This is a genomic window from Octadecabacter ascidiaceicola (assembly GCF_900185015.1).
Lineage (GTDB): Bacteria > Pseudomonadota > Alphaproteobacteria > Rhodobacterales > Rhodobacteraceae > Octadecabacter > Octadecabacter ascidiaceicola.
Genome location: NZ_FXYD01000001.1, coordinates 334,457 through 355,068, shown reverse-complemented (window position 1 = coordinate 355,068; position 20,612 = coordinate 334,457). Strand labels below are relative to the sequence as shown.

The following is a 20,612-nucleotide window of genomic DNA, read 5'->3' as shown; positions in this document are numbered from 1 at the left end:
TATTAAGCCGATTCAGCGGGTCGGCCACGGCCCAACGGGTCTAGGTTCACAGGTTCAATGCCTTGCGCCTGCGCTTGCCAGTTCAGAACATCACGCATGCGCACAGCCTTACCGACACAGATAATTGCGGGCGGCTCAAGGCCTGCCTTGTTGATGTCAGCCTCAATTGTGCCCAAGGTCGTTTCAATGACCTGCTGTTCGACCGTAGTGGCGGATGTCACAACGGCAACGGGCTCTGACAAGGGGCGGCCTGCATTGATGAGGGACGTGGAAATCTGGGCGATGTGTTTCATACCCATATAAATAACAATGACTTGCGAGCCTTTGGCAATTGCTTTCCAATCCAGGCTTTGCGTAGCGTTGCCGGTTTGGTCATGACCGGTCACAAACGTAACCGATTGGTTCACATCGCGATGTGTGACGGGGATGCCCGCGTAGGCAAGCCCGCCAATACCTGCAGAAATGCCCGGGATGATGCGCACTGGAATTCCGTGCTGAACGAGCGTTTGCGCCTCTTCACCGCCACGCCCGAACACGAATGGATCACCTCCCTTGAGGCGAAGCACGCGCTTTCCTTCTTTGGCCAAATCTACCAGACGCAAAGAAATATCGCGTTGTTTCGCAGATGGCTTTCCGCCGCGTTTTCCGGCGTAGATATGTTCAGCTTGTGGTGCCCAATCAAGGATCGCTTCTTGTACAAGTGCATCGTATATTACGACGTCCGCTTGGCGCAGCGCATTCAAGGCGTGCAGCGTCAAAAGACCCGGATCACCGGGGCCAGCGCCGCACAGCCAAACCCAGCCTTTTTCAAGCTCGGGCCAGTCTGTTGAGGGGAGTCGCGTATCCATAGGGTCTTATGGCCCGAGAATGCGCTGCGTTAAAGGGAGCAAACGACGTTGGATTGCGGATTGGCGTCATCGACCAGCACGGGTAAGGTCGCGGGAATGACACGGAAACCATCAGGAGAGCTGCGACGTGGGTGGACCACGGGTGCATGTGCGACCGCTGCCACCAAGGCGGCGCTGATGGGGCTATGGGGTGATTTCCCCGATAGGGTGTCGATCACATTGCCGAAAGGCGAAGTGCCCGAGTTTGAGGTCGTTGAGCCCTGCAAAGGTGAAGGTTGGGCGCAGGCCGCTATCGTGAAAGATGCAGGCGACGATCCGGACGTGACACATGGCGCGACGATTATTGTTCGGGTTGCGAAGTCGGATAGCGGTGTTGTGTTCAAAGCAGGTGAGGGTGTCGGTACTGTCACGAAGGCAGGTCTACCAATTGGTGTTGGTGAAGCGGCCATTAACCCGGTGCCGCGTGCGATGATGGATGAAGTCGTGGCAGAGATGGCTAGTGAGTTCGGACAAAGCCCTGACATTGAGATCACTGTGAGCATTCCCAATGGCGAAACGATTGCTGTGAAAACATGGAACCCGCGGCTGGGGATCGTGGGTGGGTTAAGCGTGCTGGGGACTACTGGAATTGTCAGGCCCTTTTCATGCGCGGCTTGGATCGCCTCTATTCATCGTGGGATTGATGTGGCCCGCGCGGGCGGGCTGACCCATGTTGCTGGTTGTACTGGTAATATGAGTGAGAAAGCTGTGCAGAAATTTTACGGGCTGGCGGACCACGCGATGCTGGACATGGGCGATTTTGTTGGTGGCATGATCAAATACATGCGCCGCAATCCCGTAGCCCGCCTGACGATTGGCGGCGGCATTGGCAAGCTGACGAAACTGGCACAGGGCGCCGTTGATTTGCATTCGGGGCGCTCTCAGGTGGATTTCGAACGTTTGGCGCAATGGGCGGATAACCCGGCTGTGGCGAAGGCCAACACTGCGCTTGAGGCTTATGAAACAGCGGGGCCGGATCTTGGCGTTCTGATTGCGGGAAAGGCCGCAGAACAAGCAGGTGCAATGTTTGGCGAAGGTGCGCCGCAGATTGATGTTGTGATGATTGACCGCGCTGGCAAGATCATCGCTCAGGTGGGGCCATGACTGTTTTATTGCTTGCAGGAACTAGCGAGGCGAAACGCATTGCTTGGGGTTTGACCGATACTGGGATCAAGGTGATTGCCTCGCTCGCGGGTGCCACGCGCTCACCCGAACCAATGCCGATCCCAACGCGCATTGGTGGGTTTGGCGGCGAGGAGGGCTTTCGCGCCTTTGTGAACGCCAAAGGCGTCAGCGCGGTTCTGGACGCGACCCATCCGTTTGCCGAACACATTTCAAACCGCACGGCGCGGGTTTGTTCGGAGTTAGGGCTACCTTATGCGCAACTCGTCCGCCCCGTCTGGACGCCTGAAACCGGCGACAACTGGACGGCAATTGACGCCCCAACAGACGCAGCGGCGCTTATTCCCGAGGATGCTGTCGTTTTCCTTGCTACAGGCCGCCAAACGTTGGCTGACTACGCAGACCTTGAAGGGCGGCGGGTGTTGTGCCGCTTGATTGATCCCCCAACCGCGCCGTTTCCGTTTGAAGGGGGCGAGTTTGTTATTGGTCGCCCGCCGTTTTCCCCACGAAGCGAGGCGCAATTGTTCCAAGCGCTTGGCGTGACGCATCTGGTCGTGAAAAACGCAGGCGGAGAAGGTGGGCGCGCCAAACTGGACGCGGCCCGTGCGTTGAATATTCCTGTTTTGATGTTGAAACGTCCTGCAATGCTCGCGGGAACCCAGCTTTCGAATGTGCCGGAAGCTTTGGCTTGGGTCTCATCGCTTGAGGTGCGCCAGTGACAGAGCGTGTTATAGAAACGGATGCCCATGTCATTGAAGGCATGGAATGGCTCGCTGCGCGGTGCCCGAAGATGAAGGCAGCCTATGTTTTGACGGGTCCTTTGCCACTGCGCCGCAAACCGGACGGGTTTGCCCAGCTATTGAATGCAATCGTTGGCCAACAGGTGAGTATCGCGAGCGCGAATGCGATTTGGGGCAGGCTGATGGATGCTGGGATGACCACCCCAAACGCCTGCGCGACTGCGAGCGAGGATGAATTGCGCGGGTTGGGATTGAGCCGTCAAAAGGCGCTTTACACGCGTGAGTTGGCAAACGCCGGAATTGATTTTGACGGACTTCGAGCATTGCCGAGCTTGGATGTCATCAAGACTTTGACGGCTGTGAAAGGCATTGGCCCGTGGACTGCAGAAATCTACGCGATGTTCAGTCTAGGCCGTGCGGATGTGTTCGCCCCCGGTGATTTGGCCCTGCAAGAAGCTGCCCGCGTTTTGTATGATCTACCGGAACGCCCAAAGGAAAAAGCCTTTCGTGAGATGGCGCAGGAATGGTCGCCATGGCGGTCGGTTGCAGCGCGGCTTTTGTGGGCGTACTACCGCGTAGAAAAAGTTAGAGAAGGCATCATATGACACGGGTTCTAAATTCACAGCGACGCGATCCAGCATCGGGCGAGATGCGATCAGCGGTGGTGTTTTTGCATGGGTATGGTGCGAATGGTGCTGACCTGATGGGGCTTGCAGATCCGTTGGCGGAACATCTGCCGGACACAGCGTTCTTTGCGCCAGATGCGCCGGAAGATTGCGCCGGAAGCCCGATGGGGTTCCAATGGTTCCCGATTCCATGGATTGATGGGTCATCCGAGGAAGAATCCCGCGCTGGCATGGACCGCGCGGTTGATGACCTGAACAGCTATCTTGACGGGATTATGGTTGATGAAGACCTGCTGCCCGAACAGGTGATGGTGCTTGGCTTTAGCCAAGGCACGATGATGGCGCTGCACGTTCTGCCACGCCGCGAAGATGCTGTGGCCGGGCTGACGGCGTTCTCTGGCCGTTTGCTGGAACCGGAAGCTTTGGTAGATGACGTTGTTTGTCGCCCTCCGGTCTTGTTGATTCATGGCGATCAAGACGATGTTGTGCCGGTTCAGTCGTTGCCGGAGGCCGCCGAAGCGCTTCAGGCTGCGGGCTGGAAAGAAGTCTACGCGCATATTCAAAAGGGCACAGGCCACGGAATTGCGCCAGACGGGTTGCAAGTTGCGCTCGCCTTCATGCGCGAACGTCTCGGATATCAATAAGAAATCGACCTCACCCTGATCTGTCACAAAACTATCAATATCTTGGGCTTGTATGGTTGCGAGCACGAGATATAGTTGAGCTATGACTGGAGCGGGGCTCCCGTTCTGGTGCCATAGACGGCAGACAGAGTGGGATTGGTTTTGCAAATAGCTACGAATACTGACGCGGATTTCAGGACAGACTTTGTAAGGAAGCCAGCGGGGCTGAAACAACACCCAGCCCTTGTATTAAACGCGGACTATCGGCCACTTTCCTATTACCCGTTATCGCTTTGGCCATGGCAGGACGCTGTGAAGGCCGCTTGGCTAAACCGCGTTGATATTATTGCCGAGTACGAAGAGGTCGCGCGATCGCCGTCGATGGAGATCCGCATTCCGTCGGTTGTTGTGCTGCGCGATTATGTGAAACCGCAAAAGAAGGTCGCATTCACGCGGTTCAACCTTTTCCTGAGGGACGAGTTTTCCTGCCAATATTGTACGTCGTCCGGTGATTTGACATTTGATCACGTGGTTCCACGCGCTGCTGGCGGGGTGACGTCTTGGGAAAACGTCGTTGCAGCCTGTTCCAAATGCAATCTTTCCAAGGGGTCAAAGTCCTTGAAAGAGGCGAACATGTCCTTGCTTAAACCGCCACGCCAACCAGAAGCGGAGCAACTTCGGAATATGGGGCGTAAATTCCCACCCAATTATCTACATTCGTCTTGGATGGATTTTCTCTATTGGGACGCTGAGCTTGAAGCATAGATTGCGATGCGTGCATTACCCCCGCAAATACTAAGGTTGAAACGATTGTTAAGTTAGGTGCGCTTTCACTTGCAACGCGCTAGACTTACGTTCCATTCAAAGCTAGAAGGCCCACGTTAGCGCTAACTTAACTTCGGAGGACCACATGGTCTCGCGCGTGATCCCAGTTGATGAATTTGACCTCGTGATTTTCGGGGGGACGGGCGATTTGGCTCGCCGCAAAATTTTGCCCGGCTTGTTCCGTCGTTTTATTTCTAACCAAATGCCGACAGGGTCGCGCATAATTGGTGCCGCGCGTTCTGACATGGATACTGAAGGCTATCGCCAGATGGTCCGCGAGGCGATTGCTGAATTTGGCGGCGAAGAATCCAAAGACCTAAAATGTTTGGAGCGGTTTGTAGCGCAATTGCACTACATTCAAGTGGATGCGAAAGGCACAGCTGGCTGGGATGAGCTTCACGCGTTGATCCGTTTTGAAGTTATCAATGCGTTCTATTTCTCAGTTGCGCCAAGCCTGTTTGGCGATCTCGCAGAACGGTTGCATAACTATAAAATTGCCGATGACGACAGCCGCGTTGTTGTTGAAAAACCGTTTGGCCGTGACCTTGAGACCGCCAAAGAACTGAACGCGATACTGGCTGAGCATTTCGGTGAAAGCCAAATCTACCGGATCGACCATTACTTGGGCAAAGAGACGGTTCAAAATCTGATGGCGGTTCGCTTTGGAAACATGCTGTTTGAGCCGCTTTGGAACAATCATTACGTCGATCATATCCAGATCACTGTGGCGGAAACTGTTGGTGTCGGTGGGCGCGGGACCTATTACGATAAATCCGGCGCGATGCGCGATATGGTGCAAAACCACTTGATGCAGTTGTTGTGCTTGATTGCGATGGAATCCCCATCCGTGTTCGATGCGGACGCCGTTCGTGATGAGAAGCTCAAGGTTATTCGCGCGCTACAACCGATTGACCCGCACCACATTGTGCGTGGCCAATACGATGCGACAAAAACAGAACCAAGCTATCGCGAGGACGCGGAAAACCCACGTTCTCACACTGAAAGCTTCGTTGCATTGCGCTGTGAGATTGCGAATTGGCGTTGGGCTGGGGTTCCGTTCTACTTGCGGACGGGCAAAAAGCTAAAAGCGCGCTCGTCCGAGATCATTGTTGTTTTCAAAGACATCGGGCATTCGATTTTTCCGGGGGATGAGAAACGTCACCGGAATATCCTGTCGATCCAGCTGCAGCCAAACGAGGGCATGCAGCTGCAAGTAACCATCAAGGAGCCGGGTCCAGGTGGGATGCGCCTGATTGACGTGCCACTTGATATGACTTTCGCAGAAGCATTGGGCCCAGACGCGGAAGACAGCACAGACGCCTACGAGCGCCTGATCATGGACGTTATTCGCGGAAACCAAACCCTATTTATGCGCGGCGACGAAGTTGAAGCGGCTTGGGCATGGACGGATCCGTTAATCGAAGGCTGGCAGGCCCGTGGCGATGTTCCCAAGCTTTATGAACAAGGGTCGTCCGGCCCAGAGGATGCGTTGATGTTGATGCACCGTGAAGGGCGTCGTTGGCACGAAATTAAGGAATAAAGCGATGAACTTAGTCGAATATCCTGATGCTGAGATGATGATGATGGACCTCGCCAACACCCTCGCGGGTGAGTTGGAGGGCCATTTACTGACCCACGACACGGTTTCATTCGCCGTTCCGGGCGGAACAACTCCGGGACCGATTTTCGATGTGCTTTGTGGTGCGAAACACCTTGATTGGGGTCGGATTAACGTGATGCTCACGGATGAGCGGCGCGTACCCGAAAGTCATGAACGTTCAAACACACGCCTAATAAAAGAGCGTTTGCTTGTGGATGCCGCTGCGGCGGCGACCTACGTTTCCTATCTGCCCGATGGGCCAGACGCCGACATAGCTGAGCTATCAAAAACGGTTGAACCTCACCTGCCGATTTCCGTCATGCTTCTTGGGATGGGCGCGGATATGCACACCGCAAGCATTTTCCCGAACTCTCCCGATTTGGAAACCGCATTAAGCACGCAATATCCGTTGGTTACGGTTCAGCCACCAGACGGTTTGGAGCCACGAATTTCTCTTTCGATGAAAGCACTTAAGGACGCGATGAGTTGCCATATCGTCATCATCGGGCAGGAAAAGCGTGAAGCCTTCGAACGTGCGAAATCCCTGACGCCGACGGACGCACCGGTTGCTGGCGTGCTTGCGGGCGCGACAATTCACTGGGCGGAGAGCTAAGCGATGTGGGACAAACTGTGCAAACACGCCGCAGCCGTTAAGAACCGACGTTTTGAAACACTGGTTGATGCGAACCGTGCGACCGATTTTTCGGCCTCTGCTGGTGATATGCATTTTGATTACGCGAAGACCAACATTGATACCGACGGCCGTGCGCTGTTGATTGATCTGCTTGATGAAGTTGATTTGGCGGGCAAACGCGTCGCGATGTTCAGCGGCTCTGCAATCAACGAAACCGAAGGCCGTGCGGTGTTACACACGGCATTGCGCAACCTTGATGGTGGTCCTGTGCTGGTTGATGGCGCGGATGTGATGCCCGAGGTTCTGGGCACTCTGAACCGTATGGAAAAATTCGCGACGGACGTGCGTTCCGGTGCGTTCAAAGGGCAGGGCGGCAAGATCACGGATGTTGTTAACATCGGTATTGGCGGTTCTGACCTTGGCCCTGCGATGGGTGTTCTGGCGCTGGCGCCGTATCACGATGGGCCGCGCTGCCACTTTGTTTCCAACGTCGATCCGGCCGACATCAGCCAAGTGCTGCGCAGTTGTGATCCGGCGACAACCTTGGTGATCGTGGCGTCCAAGACGTTCACGACCATTGAAACCATGACAAACGCCCGCACTGCGAAGGCATGGATGGGCGAAAGCGTATCTAACCCTGCTGGACAGTTCGCAGCGCTTTCTACATCCGAGGAGGGCACGGCCGCTTTCGGGATCGATGCCGCCCGTGTGTTTGGCTTTGAGGATTGGGTCGGCGGGCGCTATTCCATGTGGGGGCCGATTGGCCTGTCCATGATGATCGCCATTGGCGCAGATGCGTTCCGCGCATTTCTGCGTGGTGCGCAGGATATGGACCGCCATTTTCAGGCGGCAGATTGGGCGGAAAACATGCCTGTTATGCTGGCGTTGGTCGGCATTTGGCACAATCAGGTTTGCGGCTATTCCACACGGGCCGTTCTGCCTTATGACAATAATCTCAGTCGCTTACCGGCCTATCTTCAACAGCTTGAGATGGAAAGTAACGGTAAGGGCGTCAGCATGGATGGCGAAGACCTATCCATCAATTCCGGACCTGTTGTTTGGGGCGAACCGGGGACGAACGGTCAGCACGCGTTCTACCAGCTGATCCACCAAGGCACCCGCGTGATCCCGTGCGAATTCCTTGTCGCGGCGCGTGGTCATGACGACGATTTGCACCATCAACACCAGTTGCTTGTCGCCAATTGCTTGGCCCAGTCCGAAGCCCTGATGAAAGGCCGTGATCAGGACGAAGCGCGCAGTAAGGTTGCAGGAAAGTTTGATGGTTCTGAGCTCGAACGCCAAGCCAAGCATCGGGTGTTCGCGGGTAATCGCCCCTCAATAACAATCGCTTACCCGAAACTCGACCCGTTCACATTGGGCCAGATCATCGCGCTATATGAACACCGTGTGTTCGTTGAAGGCGCCGTTCTGGGTATCAATTCTTACGACCAATGGGGCGTGGAATTGGGCAAAGAACTGGCAACAGCATTGCAACCGATCATTGAGGGCGCGGATGCATCCGGTAAAGATGGATCAACCGCCGCATTGGTCGGGTTCTTACAAAAGCACGGCGTCTAAAGTTGCACTGCCCCGTCACGGGTGATGAAGGCTTGGCGTAACGCGTCAGGTAAGGGGCGTTTGGTGTTGTCTTGGTTTAACAACACCGCGACGCAGTCACCCGTCGTGGTGATTTTGCCATCCACAAATGTCGCGTACTCCATCGTCCAACTTGTGTTTCGCATGGAAACTGTACGCGTAACGTTAATGTAGCTGGTGTCACGCATTACTTCAGCTTTGTAGTCTATCCCCACTGATTTCACGACAAATTTTGGGTCCGCACCTGCAAGCGTATAGAGGTCATAGTGGTTAAGATAGTGAACACGCAGCGTTTCATACCACCGCAGGTAAACCACGTTGTTCACGTGGTTCAGCGCGTCGATTTCCCCGAAACGTACGCGATCGGCCATGCCGAAAGACCAAGGCGCAGGAATTCCCGCGTCGCAAAGCGCGTCAGCATCAAGCGGTGTTAGAAACGGAGTCATACAGCCGCAGTAACGATGACTTCGACCTTGAAGCCAGTGGTCGCAAGCTTGGCTTCACCTGTCCAACGGGCGGGGGCACAACCGGGTGCGACCCAGGCGTCCCAGACGGCGTTCATGTCAGCGAAGTCTGTGCTCATGTCTGCGCACCAAATCTGGGCTGTGATCAGCTTTGTTTTGTCCGTGCCAGCCTTTTCCAGCAGAACATCAATTTGGTCTAGAATAGCGGTCGTTTGCTCGGTCACAGTGCCACCTTCAGCGCCGACCTGTCCGGCGAGGTAGGCAATGCCACCTGTGATGACGACTTGGCTCATACGTGCGCCTGACTCGATGCGGATAATGTCTGACATGGGGCGTGCTCCTGCTAAAGATGATTTGGAGCGGGTAACGAGAATCGAAATCGCCCTATGGTGTAAAACGTCAGAATGACTTGGGTTAGTTTAGTACACAATTCATATTGTAACACCCTAATTTAGAACGAATTTGACTTTTACTGTTTTGGGTTGGACGGGGAATGAGCTGGTCCTGCGAATTAGTTCCTTTGACCCAGTTTAAGGCGACGAGTCCCTTAAGATTTTGACTCCGCCAACCTAGACAAGAACACAGGCCGTCAATGGTTTGTTCGACCATTGACGTGGTGGCCCTGTCGTTGCCGTGTACCCACTCTCCTAAAAAATGAAATCATTTTCGTTGATGAGGGATGTGATGCCCAGCAGTGTGATTGAGTCTGTTGTGGCTGTTACGGAGATGACGGTGTCGCCTCCGGTTTGTGTGATGGTGAGGTCGGCGAAGCTGAGGCCTGAGCCGCGCATGTCCATCAGTTCCTGATTGTTGGTGAAGTCGGTGATCGTGTCCTGCCCGAAGCCCGCTGTGTCGAAGATGAAGCGGTCAAAACCGCCACCGCCTGCTAGCACGTCATTCCCCGCGCCGCCGTTCAGATAGTCGAGGTTGCCACCGCCGTTCAGCGTGTCATCCCCGGCGCGTCCGAACAGCTCATCAACGCCGTTATAGCCGCTCAACTCGTTGGCGGTGTCATCGCCGTAGATGTCGTCGTTGAACAGCGATCCAAACACGTTTTCGATATCAATCAATGTGTCGCCAGACCCGTGGCCAGACCCCGTCGCAGTCCCTGCATCGAGGTCGACAACGACCCGCGCATCAGAGTTGGAATAGGACGCGGTGTCGTCGGTCGATGCGTCGGCATGGGCCGACCCGAGTAGGTTCTCGACGTTCGCGATCGTATCCCCTGCCGCGTGCCCGCCCGAGGCCGTACCTGCGCCAAGATCAATGGTTACGGCAGCGTTCGAGTTAACATAGGAAACCTGATCACCGATCCCAACCGTGTTCGTGCCACCATCAAACTCATCGCCCCCAGCGCCCCCAACCATCACGTCATCACCAGAACCACCGCTCAAAGTGTCATCATCATTACCACCGTTCAGATAATCATCACCAGAACCGCCATCCAGCGTATCGTCTCCGTTGCCGCCATTCAAATCATCATCGCCACTACCACCATTCAGGTTGTTTGCGCTTGTGTCGCCGATCAGTTGATCATCAAGAGCAGAGCCAAGGATGTTTTCAATATTGGTTAGGATGTCACCAGTAGCATCCCCGCCTGATGCGGTACCATTGCCCAGGTTAGCCATAACGGATGCGGCCGAAGCTGCATAAGACGCGGTGTCGCCCATTTGGCCATTGGCCCCACCGTCAATGGTGTCTGCCCCGTCACCACCTTCGAGCATGCCAAACCCCGTAGGGTTTCCGACAAACGTATCAGTAATGCCATCTCTGACCATGGTCCCTGCCGCTAAGTCAGCAACTATACCATTTGACTCAAAATAATCGATTCGGAAAAAACTACCGCTGTTTAGGTCGAACGCTTTTGCGACAGAACCGTCTCTAATTTCCAAGTAGTTTTGGTCTGGGCTGTAGTTGTTATCGTAGTAGATGTTTGTTGATTCATTTGCAGCAAGCCCAATCAAGAAACCGGACGATGAACCATCGAACCCGTAAACAGCCGTCTGAAGAAAATAGGACACAGCACCAGTCGTTCCGAGTTGTACGTCGTTTTCGTCTAAAACGCGCATTTCGGTGATAACACCGTTTTCAAGATCGAGGTCGTTTGGTCCAGTTCCTAGATTGGTCCCGACAATCTGAAGTGTATGCCCGTCTTGACCTGCGCCCCAAGTTCCCTCCAGATTTGCGCGGAGTCCTTGGGGTTAAATCTTTGGCGTTAGGCCGCCATCTTGTCCATCGACTTTCTCTGCAGAAATTCCATCGGCGTCAGGGTGCCCAATGCTGAATGTGGTCTGCGCCAGTTGTAATCCCGCGTGGTTGTCTTCCTCCAGCGGTCGCAGTGTTAGCGAGCCGTCGGTTAATGTCGGTTGACGGTTCATCCGCGACGGCGTCTGCGCCGTCCACCATCTTCGCCGCCGCCGGTGTTGAAACTGACGTCGGGCAGGGGCGCGATTGAGCGTAGGATGGAGAACGGGTCCGTTGCGTGTGGGATCGCGTTGGCGTTGACGAAGTGTTCTTGGAACTTCGGCTCAATTGCGGTCTCGACTTTGGTGATGTCGCGGACGGTTTTCTCAATCGAGGTACGTGCATCAACAGAGCACAGCGCCATACGCGCGCCCGTTCCGGCGGCGTTGCCTGCTGACGTGACCTTATCAAGCGGCACATCGGGGATCATGCCCAGTACCATCGCATGTTTGGGTGAGATATGTGCGCCGAATGCACCAGCAAGAACCACGCGCTCAACTGTGTCGGTTCCCATTTCATCCATCAATAGACGAGCGCCCGCATATAGCGCGGATTTCGCGAGTTGGATGGCGCGGATATCACCTTGAGTCACTGTTATCAGCGGGCCTCCATCAGCCGTGCCATCGTGGATGACATAGGAATGCGTGCGCCCATCTGGGATGCAGCGCGGTGTTCCGGTTTGCTCGGGCGAGCCGATCAGCCCTTTAGGGTCCAATAGCCCCGCCATGCGCATTTCGGCGACGGCTTCGATGATGCCAGACCCGCAGATACCAGTGACGCCCGTGGTCGCGATCGCTGCGTCAAAGCCTTCATCGTTCGACCAAATGTCAGATCCGATCACTTGGAACCGGGGCTCTTTGGTTGTTGGGTCGATCTCGATCCGTTCAATCGCACCCGGCGCGGCACGTTGGCCGCTAGAAATCTGCGCACCTTCAAAGGCGGGGCCAGTTGGGGACGAACAGGCCAGCACTTGGGTTTTGTTTCCAAGAAGGATTTCGGCGTTGGTGCCCACGTCGACGACCAAGGTTAGCTCGTCCTGATCATAGGGCGCCTCTGACAGGGCAACGGCTGCGGCATCCGCGCCCACATGCCCCGCTATACACGGCAAAATGAACACACGCGCGGCGGGGTTCATGCTGGTGAGATCAAGATCACCCACATGCAGAGACAGGGATTTGGAGGTTGCAAGGGCGAATGGCGCTTGGCCAAGTTCGACCGGATCAATGCCAAGCAACAGGTGGTGCATGACGGGGTTACACACGAAAACGGCTTCCATAATCTGGCTTGGCTGGATCTCAGCTTCGGCAGACAGCGTATCGGTCAGCGCGTTAAGTGCAGTGCGCACCGCGTTAGTCATTTCTATATCACCGCCGGGGTTCATCATGACGTAGGACACGCGGCTCATCAGGTCTTCGCCGAACCGGATTTGCGGGTTCATGATGCCGCTTGATGCAACCACGGCACCATTGCGCAGGTCAGTGAGGTGCGCGGCGATGGTGGTGGACCCAAGGTCAATTGCGAGCCCATAAAGGCGCGTTTCATCAAAGCCCGGGTAGATGTCGAGGATGCGGTGCACCGTTTCCTGATGGCCTTTGTGCAAAACAACAGTACAGGTCCATTTCCCTTTGCGCAAAACTGGCTGAAGTTTGCGCAGCACCGACATGCCGGCTGTGATGTCCTCAATATCCCATTGTTCTTTCAATGCGATCCCAAGGCGTTCCAGATCACCTGTTGGGGTGTGCATATCGGGTTCTGCAACTTCGACGTAATAGGACCGCACCGCAGGGTCCATTATCATCGCGCGCGCACTGGCGGCCTTGCGAACAACCTGACGGTGGACTTGGCTTTCAGGCGGCACATCAATCACGATATCGCCTTGCACTGTGGCTTGGCACCCAAGGCGGCGACCATCGATCAACCCGCGTTTGTCTTTGTAGCGCTGCTCTACCGAGTTCCATTCAGACAAAGCGCCTTCTTTGGCGGTAACGCCGTGTTTGGAAAACTCGCCATAGCTTGGGGTGATTTGACACTTGGAGCAAATGCCACGGCCACCGCACACGGAATCCAGATCGACACCCAACTGTCGGGCCGCCGTGAGGATCGGCGTTCCTGCCGGAAAGTTTCCGCGTTTGCCAGAAGGGGTAAAGACGACGAGGGGATCGTTGCTCATGTTGGGTGGTCCTGCTTAGTTTTGACTATCTTACCCAGCGTGGCCAAAAGAAGCAGCCACTTCGCGCCACCTTAATGTTCAGGAACGTCATGAGGTGTGTTCACGCTCCGCGTTCATAATAGAGGAACCCACCATGCGAAGGAGTGCCCGTACCGGGTGCGATGGAGGGGCAAAAAGCGTCGATGTCGATGGTGATATAGACCTTAGCGCCTTTTGGAATGCGGGTGATAGTTTTGGCCGCGACCAATTCGCGTTGCTGGCGCACAGAAAGAATATCATCCCCCATCTTACGAGCATCTTCATACCGTTCTTTGGCGGTGGAACTGACATTGCGGATGCCGACTTGGGTGAGGCCCGTAACATATGGCTTATCGGCTGCACGGCGCATGCGGTTGCCGTGACCGTTGCGCACACCGTGGCGTTCATCGACGAAGTCCAAATGCGCGTCGATTTTCAGGACGTGGATGTCGCCTTGGTCATCGAACGCATTGATGCAGGGGATGTTGATCAAATGATCGCCACCAATGGTGACGGGCAGGGCGCAGGATGCCAGAGCTGCCCGAACGCCTCGTTCGATATTGGCATGACTTTGCACAGTGTCGGTGTGCACGATATCCGCGTCTCCCATGTCTACGATGCGTATGTCGCCCCTAGATAGGTCGCGTCATCTTCGTGATCGTAAGCCCCTGTATGGTCAAAAGAGAAAAGGGTAGATGCCTCGCGGACAGAGCGCGGCCCGAACCGCGCACCAGAGCGATATTGCGTTCCCGCATCAAAGGGCGCGCCAAGGACCGCGAGCCAGCTTCGATCGTTGACCAGTCGGCCACGTAAGGCCGTTTACCAAAGGTTGCGATACCTACGAAGGGTAAATCTAATCTGCCGCTGTCATATCGCCGCTATCATATCCATGTGCCATAGGGTGAGATTGGTCGTATTGTAACGCTCTTTCAAGCGCAGAAACGCCAGTTGCCCCTTTCCCCCAAGACGTATCCATGCGAAAGGACCATGCCTAACGACGCCATTGCTTTGGAGAGTATGATGGAGATTCGCGAGGCCCTCACGTTTGATGATGTATTGCTGGTTCCGGGGGCGAGTTCTGTCCTGCCGAGCACCGCTGATACGCGCACGCGCGTCACTCAAGCGATAGATTTGAACATCCCACTGTTGTCCTCTGCGATGGACACAGTCACCGAAAGCCGTATGGCGATTGCAATGGCGCAGGCGGGCGGCATGGGGGTTATTCACAAAAACCTCAACGTTGAAGAACAGGCGCGTGAAGTGCGCCGCGTGAAGCGTTTTGAATCGGGCATCGTTTACAACCCCGTAACTCTGCGCCCTGATCAGACGCTAGCCGAAGCCAAAGCGCTGGTTGAACGTTATAACTTCACCGGTTTCCCTGTTGTCGATGACGCAGGGCGTGTGATGGGCATCGTCACGAACCGTGACATGCGGTTTGCCACCTCTGATGACCAACCAATTTCAACGATGATGACGTTTGAAGATCTTGCCGTGCTGCGAGAACCTGCTGACCGCGACGAGGCTATTTCATTGATGAAGTCCCGTCGTATCGAAAAGCTATTGGTTACCGATGACAGTGGTGTATTGACCGGTTTGTTGACCTTGAAAGACACCGAACAAGCCGTGCTGAACCCAACCGCTTGTAAGGATGACCTGGGCCGCCTGCGCGTGGCTGCAGCCACGTCTGTCGGCGATTCAGGGTTTGAACGGACCGAAGCGCTGATTGCCGCTGGCGTTGATATTGTTGTTATTGACACCGCCCACGGGCATTCCGAAGGCGTGATCGAGGCCGTGAAACGCGCCAAGGCGCTGTCGACTGGCGTTCAGATCATTGCAGGTAATGTAGCAACAGGTGAAGCAACGAAAGCGCTTATTGATGCAGGCGCGGATGCCGTAAAGGTTGGTATTGGACCGGGTTCCATTTGTACGACACGTATGGTTGCCGGTGTTGGCGTTCCCCAACTCACCGCGATTTCTGATTGTGCCAAAGCCGCAGGCGATGTGCCGATTATCGCGGACGGTGGCATCAAGTTCTCGGGCGATTTTGCCAAGGCAATCGCAGCCGGCGCATCCTGTGCGATGGTCGGCTCTATGATTGCTGGTACTGATGAATCTCCGGGTGAAGTCATTTTGTATCAAGGCCGTAGTTTCAAAAGCTACCGTGGTATGGGTTCTCTTGGCGCGATGGCGCAGGGGTCAGCTGATCGCTATTTCCAGAAAGACGCAGCAAGCGACAAGTTGGTGCCAGAAGGCATTGAGGGGCAGGTTGCCTACAAGGGGTCCGCGGCCGCAGTTGTTCATCAAATGGTCGGCGGTTTACGTGCCGCGATGGGCTACACAGGCTGTGCGACAGTCGCTGAGATGCGCACCAACTGTAGCTTCGTTAAAATCACCGGCGCAGGGCTGAAAGAAAGCCATGTGCATGATGTTCAGATAACGCGCGAGTCGCCTAACTATCGGGCCATGTGATCCATGACACCCGCCGCAAGAGTTGCCGCCGCCATCGAAGTTCTCGATGAAATCTTTGACGGTGCGACACCCGAAAAGGCTCTTACTGGTTGGGGCCGTAGCCACCGTTTTGCCGGCTCGAAGGATCGTGCGGCCATTCGGGATCACGTGTTTCAGGCCTTGCGCTGTAAAACTTCCTACGGCTGGATCGGTGGTGCTGCTTCAGGGCGCGGTGTGATGCTTGGCGCGATGCGCGTCGCGGGGCAGGTGAATGAGATGTTCTCTGGCGTTGGCCACGCGCCGAACGAAGTCGAAGCGGGCGAAGAAGCGCGCTCAATTTCTGATGCTCCGCGCTGGATACAGTGCGATATGCCCGAATGGATGTTAACGCACTTTGATGCGGCATTGGGCGCGCAAACGGACAAGATTCTGGAAACGCTCAAATCCCGCGCAGGCGTTTTTTTGCGGGTAAACGCCGCCAGGAGCACGACCGCTGAGGTAATCGCGCTGCTCGCGGATGAGAACATCGTTACAGTTCCAGTTGAGGGCATGAACTACGCCCTTCAAGTGGTTGAAAACGAAAGACGTATCGCGTTGTCACGACCGTATGCGGACGGTCTCATTGAGCTTCAGGATACGTCTTCACAACATGCTATTTTGGCTTTGAACCTCACCAAGAGCCAGCGCGTTCTAGACCTGTGTGCCGGTGGTGGGGGGAAGGCCTTGGCGATGGCGGCTCAAGGTGGCGAGGTTACTGCTCATGACATTGACCCCAACCGGATGGTCGACATAGCGCCACGTGCAGATCGGGCTGGGGTGAAAATCAATACCGCGCAAACCAGTGAATTGGCTAAACTTCAACCGTTTGACGTCGTTTTTGTAGATGCACCTTGTTCAGGCAGTGGCACATGGCGCCGCAACCCTGCGGCGAAATGGGAATTGACTGAAGATCGGCTTAAGGAACTGACAACCATTCAGGACAAGGTCCTATTGCAAGGTGCGCAACGTGTGAGAACTGGCGGTACCCTCGTCTATGCTACGTGTTCAGTGTTTGATGTGGAAAATGGTGAGCGCGTTCAGTCATTTATGAAATCTGCGTGCGGATTTTCGCTTCTGAGTCAAACATCTACTGCACCGCATCTTTTAGGCGATGGTTTCTATTTTGCTGAATTCACCAAAGATGCTTAACAACCTTTGATTGCATTATCATTAAAACACCCTAATCTCGCGTTACTGACTTAAGCGGTGGTTAAGGATTTGATCGTTAACTGTTCTGACGAATCGATCCAAGAATGAGACGGGCGTGACAGAAGAGAGTTCCCATATAGAACGCGGGGGTGTTGGCGGACCCACTAAGCAGGTTTTGCTGCACGAAAGCCGTGCTCATTCTGTAACTGCGTTTGCGGTCTTGGGCTTCTGCGCAATGATCGCCTCCTTTCTCGTTATTCAGCCTGAATTGAAACTCGGGCTATTAGCATTTTCCGTTGCGCTTGCGGTATTTGCTGGCGCAGTTTCGTTGATCAAGTTCTTTCAAGCACGAAAGAAATCCTACGCGACGCAAGCTCTCGTTACGCTCGTCGAACATGACGCAACGCCCTGTTTCCTTGCAGATTTCGACGGGAATGTGGCCTACCGAAACGAAGTCGCAGACGACAAATTTCGCGACAGGGCAAGCGATGCACTCGTTCGTATTCTGGCAGAGCTGTTCGCGAACCCTGCGTCGGTCCTGTTTCGTTTGCAAAGCAAAGCACAGGCCTTGGGCAGTGCGCGTGAAGACATTGTAACCCGTAAAGGCCATATCCGGCTCGCAGTGAATGCCGTTGATTGCGATATGTTTATGTGGCGCCTCGAAGATCTGTCTGATCGGGGCGGGGGCGCACGTGCCGCTGATGCATTAAGCTTGCCCATGCTCACCGCCGGACCAACCGGTACGGTCCTCTATATGAATGAGGCTTTTCGTCGTTTGTTAGGTGGGCGGGCGAAGAATTTGAGTGGCGTTTTTTCGGATCTGCCGATTGTTTCTGGCCACGTACACAAGGTGCTTTCGGAATCCGGTGAAATTGACAGTCTCGTCGCTGAGGTTCCAAGCCACGGCGGACGACGGGAAATTTACCTTCTTCCGGGCGATGATTTACCCCAAGGGCCCGATGTCGGCGCAGATTGGGACGCCATTGAAGAGTTACCTGTACCTTTGCTTAAAATTTCAGCAACGGGCGACGTTCTCGCGTCTAACCACGAAGCACGGACATTGTTAGATTCCAGGATCCCAATGGGGTGCCGGGTGAGTGATCTTCTTGAGGGGCTTGGCCGACCTTTGACGGACTGGATTACTGAGACCGTTGAAGGAAAAGGAACCGGTGCGCCTCAGTTTTTGGAGGCTATTCACGAAACCAAGGAAATCCACGTTCAGGTTTCTCTAAATCCTGCTGGCTCAAGTGAAGACACGGCGCATGTTATAGCGGTTTTAAGCGACGTAACCGAGTTCAAGAACCTTGAGCAACAGTTTGTCCAAAGTCAGAAAATGCAGGCAATTGGTCAGTTGGCTGGTGGCGTCGCGCATGACTTTAACAACCTGCTCACAGCGATTTCCGGTCATTGTGACTTATTACTTTTGCGCCACGATCAAGAAGACGGCGACTTTGCAGACCTCGTGCAAATTCACGAGAATGCGAACCGTGCAGCCGCTCTTGTCGGCCAGTTGTTGGCCTATTCACGCAAGCAAAACTTGCAACCCGAAATTATCGATCTTCGAAACACATTGTCTGAAAGCACGCACTTGCTAAACCGTCTTGTTGGAGAGCGTTTAACTTTAACGTTGGATCATGATCCAGATCTCAGACCGATCCGAGCTGACAAGCGGCAACTCGAACAAGTCTTGATGAACCTTGTGGTGAATGCGCGTGACGCTATGCCAAACGGCGGCAATATTAGAATTGAAACCGAGAACTGTGTTCTCGCAGAGCCACTCCATAGAGACAGAGTGACAGTTCCGGCTGGTCATTACGTTGTACTGAGAGTCCATGATACAGGAACGGGCATTCCGGACGACAAACGAAACAAGATATTTGAACCGTTCTGGACAACTAAAAAATCGGGTGATGGAACTGGTCTTGGGCTATCGACAGCGTACGGTATTGTTAAGCAGACGGGCGGATACATCTTCGTGGATTCCGAAGTTGGGGTCGAGACAACCTTTAGCATAATGATCCCAAGCCATGACGCTCCGATCGAACACGTAGAGAAACCGACAACTGCGGGGAACTCGGCCTCTATAAATGGGGACGGGGTTGTGTTGTTGGTCGAAGATGAAGCGCCCGTTCGAGCATTTGCGTCACGCGCGCTGCAGTTGCGCGGGTTTACAGTGCTCGAAGCTGATTGTGCTGAGTCTGCGTTGGCATTGCTTTCCGATCCAACGTTAGAAGTTGACCTATTTCTAACCGATGTGATTATGCCCGGAAAAGACGGCCCCACATGGGTACGCGAAGCACTGGCAGAACGTCCTGATACCAAAGTGATCTTCGTTTCCGGATATGCAGAAGAGTCGTTTGGTGAGGATCAGAAAAGTATCCCTAATTCGGTATTTTTACCGAAACCTTTTTCACTTACCGAACTGACTAAGACTGTGCACGACCAGTTACACTAGATATCATTCAGGTGTTTAATGTGGGACGCAGCGCCCGCAAGGGCTGCAAAATCGTCTTCTATTAGTGAGATTGAAAACTTGGTCATGAAGGGTGCGAACCGGCCTTTGTCTTGAAATGCTTCAACAAACCCAAATTCGGATAGATACGGCGCCATCGCGCGTGAAACGCCGCCGACCAAATAGATGCCTCCAAATGGAAGATGGGTGAGTGATAGGTCACCGCAAACCGCACCAAGTGTGCGAACGAACAAATTGACGGCATCACGCGCACATTCGTCTTCACCGGTCTTGCAGGCACTCATGATGTCCTGTGCAGGTTTTTTGGCCGGGGTTCCCGTTTCTTCGCTCAGGAATGCGTAGACTCGCTCCAAACCACGCCCGGACAAAACATCTTCGACAGCTGGAAAGTCTTGCGAAGAGGACACAAACCGGCCCAAACGGAATTCTTGCTCGGTGCGGGTGGGTAGGCTTGCATGGCCGCTCTCAGAAGGTGGAACGAAACGTCCATTTTCGGTTTCAAAAACTGACACAGCGTTAAAGCCTGTTCCGACCCCAACGATGAGGCGAACCGCGTTTGGCGGTGCGGCGGGCCCTTCGACTATTGATTGAATCGATCCCACGTTTAGATGGCCTAATGCGTGGCCTTGCGCTTGAAGATCGTTCAGTATTGCTACGGTTTGTGCTTTCGTTGCGGCCATCAACGTGTCGCGGTCAATCGTCCAATCTAAGTTGGTCATGGTTGCCACGCCATCATGAACCGGGCCAGCAACAGCAACGCAAGCGGCCTGTGGAACCATATTGCCTTCATCCGCGAGATATCCGCGCAAAACGTCTGCTAACCCTGTGTACTGTGCGTTGGAGTATTTACGAATTGTCTTTGGCAAGACATGGCAACCATTGGCGAGGGCGCAACGCGTATTCGTGCCGCCGATATCCGCGACAAGCGAAAGGGTTTTAGCTGGGTTAGTCATG

Annotated in this window: 18 protein-coding genes and 1 pseudogene; 11 read left to right on the top strand and 8 right to left on the bottom strand. The window is 54.5% G+C overall.

Going from position 1 to position 20,612, the window contains the following annotated elements:
• Nucleotides 1-2: 2 nt before the first annotated feature.
• Nucleotides 3-848 (bottom strand): uroporphyrinogen-III C-methyltransferase, encoded by an 846-nt coding sequence (cobA, locus tag OCA8868_RS01745; protein WP_093994827.1) that lies wholly within the window; start codon nucleotides 846-848, stop codon nucleotides 3-5.
• A 96-nt stretch (nucleotides 849-944) separates the two neighbouring features.
• Here cobA and OCA8868_RS01740 point away from each other — a divergent pair, with 96 nt between their 5' ends.
• From OCA8868_RS01740 to pgi, 8 genes are all read left to right on the top strand, one after another.
• A complete protein-coding gene (locus OCA8868_RS01740; protein ID WP_093994826.1) occupies nucleotides 945-1,991 on the top strand; it encodes a cobalt-precorrin-5B (C(1))-methyltransferase in 1,047 nt (348 codons plus the stop codon).
• Nucleotides 1,988-2,728, top strand: coding sequence for a cobalt-precorrin-6A reductase (locus tag OCA8868_RS01735; protein WP_093994825.1), 741 nt, complete (start codon nucleotides 1,988-1,990; stop codon nucleotides 2,726-2,728). The genes OCA8868_RS01740 and OCA8868_RS01735 overlap by 4 nt, the downstream gene beginning before the upstream one ends.
• Complete coding sequence (locus OCA8868_RS01730; RefSeq protein WP_093994824.1) at nucleotides 2,725-3,354, top strand: DNA-3-methyladenine glycosylase family protein; 630 nt, start codon at nucleotides 2,725-2,727, stop codon at nucleotides 3,352-3,354. The genes OCA8868_RS01735 and OCA8868_RS01730 overlap by 4 nt, the downstream gene beginning before the upstream one ends.
• Complete coding sequence (locus tag OCA8868_RS01725; RefSeq protein ID WP_093994823.1) at nucleotides 3,351-4,019, top strand: alpha/beta hydrolase; 669 nt, start codon at nucleotides 3,351-3,353, stop codon at nucleotides 4,017-4,019. Before OCA8868_RS01730 ends, OCA8868_RS01725 begins: the two co-directional genes overlap by 4 nt.
• A 129-nt stretch (nucleotides 4,020-4,148) precedes the next feature.
• Nucleotides 4,149-4,763 (top strand): HNH endonuclease, encoded by a 615-nt coding sequence (locus tag OCA8868_RS01720; protein WP_179214745.1) that lies wholly within the window; start codon nucleotides 4,149-4,151, stop codon nucleotides 4,761-4,763.
• Between the two features lie 145 nt (nucleotides 4,764-4,908).
• Complete coding sequence (zwf, locus tag OCA8868_RS01715; protein ID WP_093994822.1) at nucleotides 4,909-6,363, top strand: glucose-6-phosphate dehydrogenase; 1,455 nt, start codon at nucleotides 4,909-4,911, stop codon at nucleotides 6,361-6,363.
• A 4-nt stretch (nucleotides 6,364-6,367) separates the two neighbouring features.
• Nucleotides 6,368-7,036, top strand: a complete 669-nt coding sequence (gene pgl / locus OCA8868_RS01710) for a 6-phosphogluconolactonase (RefSeq protein ID WP_093994821.1) — start codon at nucleotides 6,368-6,370, stop codon at nucleotides 7,034-7,036.
• Nucleotides 7,037-7,039: 3 nt separating this feature from the next.
• Nucleotides 7,040-8,635 (top strand): glucose-6-phosphate isomerase, encoded by a 1,596-nt coding sequence (pgi, locus tag OCA8868_RS01705; RefSeq protein ID WP_093994820.1) that lies wholly within the window; start codon nucleotides 7,040-7,042, stop codon nucleotides 8,633-8,635.
• On the opposite strand, the gene OCA8868_RS01700 is transcribed toward pgi, so the two are convergent.
• The 6 genes and pseudogenes from OCA8868_RS01700 to OCA8868_RS01680 all read right to left on the bottom strand — a co-directional run.
• The gene (locus tag OCA8868_RS01700) at nucleotides 8,632-9,099 is read right to left on the bottom strand and encodes an acyl-CoA thioesterase (protein WP_093994819.1); all 468 of its coding nucleotides are present in this window, start codon (nucleotides 9,097-9,099) and stop codon (nucleotides 8,632-8,634) included. The genes pgi and OCA8868_RS01700 overlap by 4 nt on opposite strands.
• On the bottom strand, nucleotides 9,096-9,446 hold the full coding sequence (locus tag OCA8868_RS01695; protein WP_093994818.1) for a RidA family protein: 351 nt from the start codon (nucleotides 9,444-9,446) through the stop codon (nucleotides 9,096-9,098). The genes OCA8868_RS01700 and OCA8868_RS01695 overlap by 4 nt, the downstream gene beginning before the upstream one ends.
• 318 nt (nucleotides 9,447-9,764) lie before the next feature.
• Nucleotides 9,765-11,186, bottom strand: a complete 1,422-nt coding sequence (locus tag OCA8868_RS01690; protein ID WP_093994817.1) for a calcium-binding protein — start codon at nucleotides 11,184-11,186, stop codon at nucleotides 9,765-9,767.
• 132 nt (nucleotides 11,187-11,318) lie between these two features.
• Complete coding sequence (locus OCA8868_RS17070) at nucleotides 11,319-11,495, bottom strand: hypothetical protein (RefSeq protein ID WP_245847985.1); 177 nt, start codon at nucleotides 11,493-11,495, stop codon at nucleotides 11,319-11,321.
• Nucleotides 11,492-13,531, bottom strand: a complete 2,040-nt coding sequence (locus OCA8868_RS01685) for an ASKHA domain-containing protein (protein WP_093994816.1) — start codon at nucleotides 13,529-13,531, stop codon at nucleotides 11,492-11,494. Before OCA8868_RS01685 ends, OCA8868_RS17070 begins: the two co-directional genes overlap by 4 nt.
• A 112-nt stretch (nucleotides 13,532-13,643) precedes the next feature.
• A pseudogene (locus tag OCA8868_RS01680) lies at nucleotides 13,644-14,385 on the bottom strand (arginase family protein); the annotation flags it as partial.
• Between the two features lie 184 nt (nucleotides 14,386-14,569).
• Here OCA8868_RS01680 and guaB point away from each other — a divergent pair.
• The 3 genes from guaB (at nucleotide 14,570) to OCA8868_RS01665 (ending at nucleotide 19,640) form a co-directional block, all read left to right on the top strand.
• Nucleotides 14,570-16,018: an IMP dehydrogenase gene (gene guaB, locus OCA8868_RS01675; protein WP_093994815.1), complete on the top strand. Its 1,449-nt coding sequence runs from the start codon at nucleotides 14,570-14,572 to the stop codon at nucleotides 16,016-16,018.
• Nucleotides 16,019-16,021: 3 nt separating this feature from the next.
• Complete coding sequence (locus OCA8868_RS01670) at nucleotides 16,022-17,185, top strand: RsmB/NOP family class I SAM-dependent RNA methyltransferase (RefSeq protein ID WP_093994814.1); 1,164 nt, start codon at nucleotides 16,022-16,024, stop codon at nucleotides 17,183-17,185.
• A 235-nt stretch (nucleotides 17,186-17,420) separates the two neighbouring features.
• A complete protein-coding gene (locus OCA8868_RS01665) occupies nucleotides 17,421-19,640 on the top strand; it encodes a hybrid sensor histidine kinase/response regulator (protein WP_093994813.1) in 2,220 nt (739 codons plus the stop codon).
• On the opposite strand, the gene OCA8868_RS01660 is transcribed toward OCA8868_RS01665, so the two are convergent.
• On the bottom strand, nucleotides 19,637-20,611 hold the full coding sequence (locus OCA8868_RS01660) for a glucokinase (protein ID WP_093994812.1): 975 nt from the start codon (nucleotides 20,609-20,611) through the stop codon (nucleotides 19,637-19,639). The two genes, OCA8868_RS01665 and OCA8868_RS01660, sit on opposite strands and share 4 nt — an antisense overlap.
• Nucleotide 20,612 lies beyond the last annotated feature (1 nt).

What these genes read in the sequence shown, in the direction of transcription:
- OCA8868_RS01735 (WP_093994825.1), top strand. Translation starts at nt 1,988, where the DNA reads ATGACTGTTTTATTGCTTGCAGGAACTAGCGAGGCGAAACGCATTGCT.
- OCA8868_RS01740 (WP_093994826.1), top strand. Translation starts at nt 945, where the DNA reads ATGACACGGAAACCATCAGGAGAGCTGCGACGTGGGTGGACCACGGGT.
- guaB (WP_093994815.1), top strand. Translation starts at nt 14,570, where the DNA reads ATGGAGATTCGCGAGGCCCTCACGTTTGATGATGTATTGCTGGTTCCG.
- OCA8868_RS01700 (WP_093994819.1), bottom strand. Translation starts at nt 9,099, where the DNA reads ATGACTCCGTTTCTAACACCGCTTGATGCTGACGCGCTTTGCGACGCG.
- OCA8868_RS01695 (WP_093994818.1), bottom strand. Translation starts at nt 9,446, where the DNA reads ATGTCAGACATTATCCGCATCGAGTCAGGCGCACGTATGAGCCAAGTC.
- OCA8868_RS01665 (WP_093994813.1), top strand. Translation starts at nt 17,421, where the DNA reads ATGATCGCCTCCTTTCTCGTTATTCAGCCTGAATTGAAACTCGGGCTA.
- OCA8868_RS01690 (WP_093994817.1), bottom strand. Translation starts at nt 11,186, where the DNA reads ATGCGCGTTTTAGACGAAAACGACGTACAACTCGGAACGACTGGTGCT.
- cobA (WP_093994827.1), bottom strand. Translation starts at nt 848, where the DNA reads ATGGATACGCGACTCCCCTCAACAGACTGGCCCGAGCTTGAAAAAGGC.
- OCA8868_RS01660 (WP_093994812.1), bottom strand. Translation starts at nt 20,611, where the DNA reads ATGACTAACCCAGCTAAAACCCTTTCGCTTGTCGCGGATATCGGCGGC.
- pgi (WP_093994820.1), top strand. Translation starts at nt 7,040, where the DNA reads ATGTGGGACAAACTGTGCAAACACGCCGCAGCCGTTAAGAACCGACGT.
- zwf (WP_093994822.1), top strand. Translation starts at nt 4,909, where the DNA reads ATGGTCTCGCGCGTGATCCCAGTTGATGAATTTGACCTCGTGATTTTC.
- OCA8868_RS01725 (WP_093994823.1), top strand. Translation starts at nt 3,351, where the DNA reads ATGACACGGGTTCTAAATTCACAGCGACGCGATCCAGCATCGGGCGAG.
- OCA8868_RS01685 (WP_093994816.1), bottom strand. Translation starts at nt 13,531, where the DNA reads ATGAGCAACGATCCCCTCGTCGTCTTTACCCCTTCTGGCAAACGCGGA.
- OCA8868_RS01670 (WP_093994814.1), top strand. Translation starts at nt 16,022, where the DNA reads ATGACACCCGCCGCAAGAGTTGCCGCCGCCATCGAAGTTCTCGATGAA.
- pgl (WP_093994821.1), top strand. Translation starts at nt 6,368, where the DNA reads ATGAACTTAGTCGAATATCCTGATGCTGAGATGATGATGATGGACCTC.
- OCA8868_RS17070 (WP_245847985.1), bottom strand. Translation starts at nt 11,495, where the DNA reads ATGAACCGTCAACCGACATTAACCGACGGCTCGCTAACACTGCGACCG.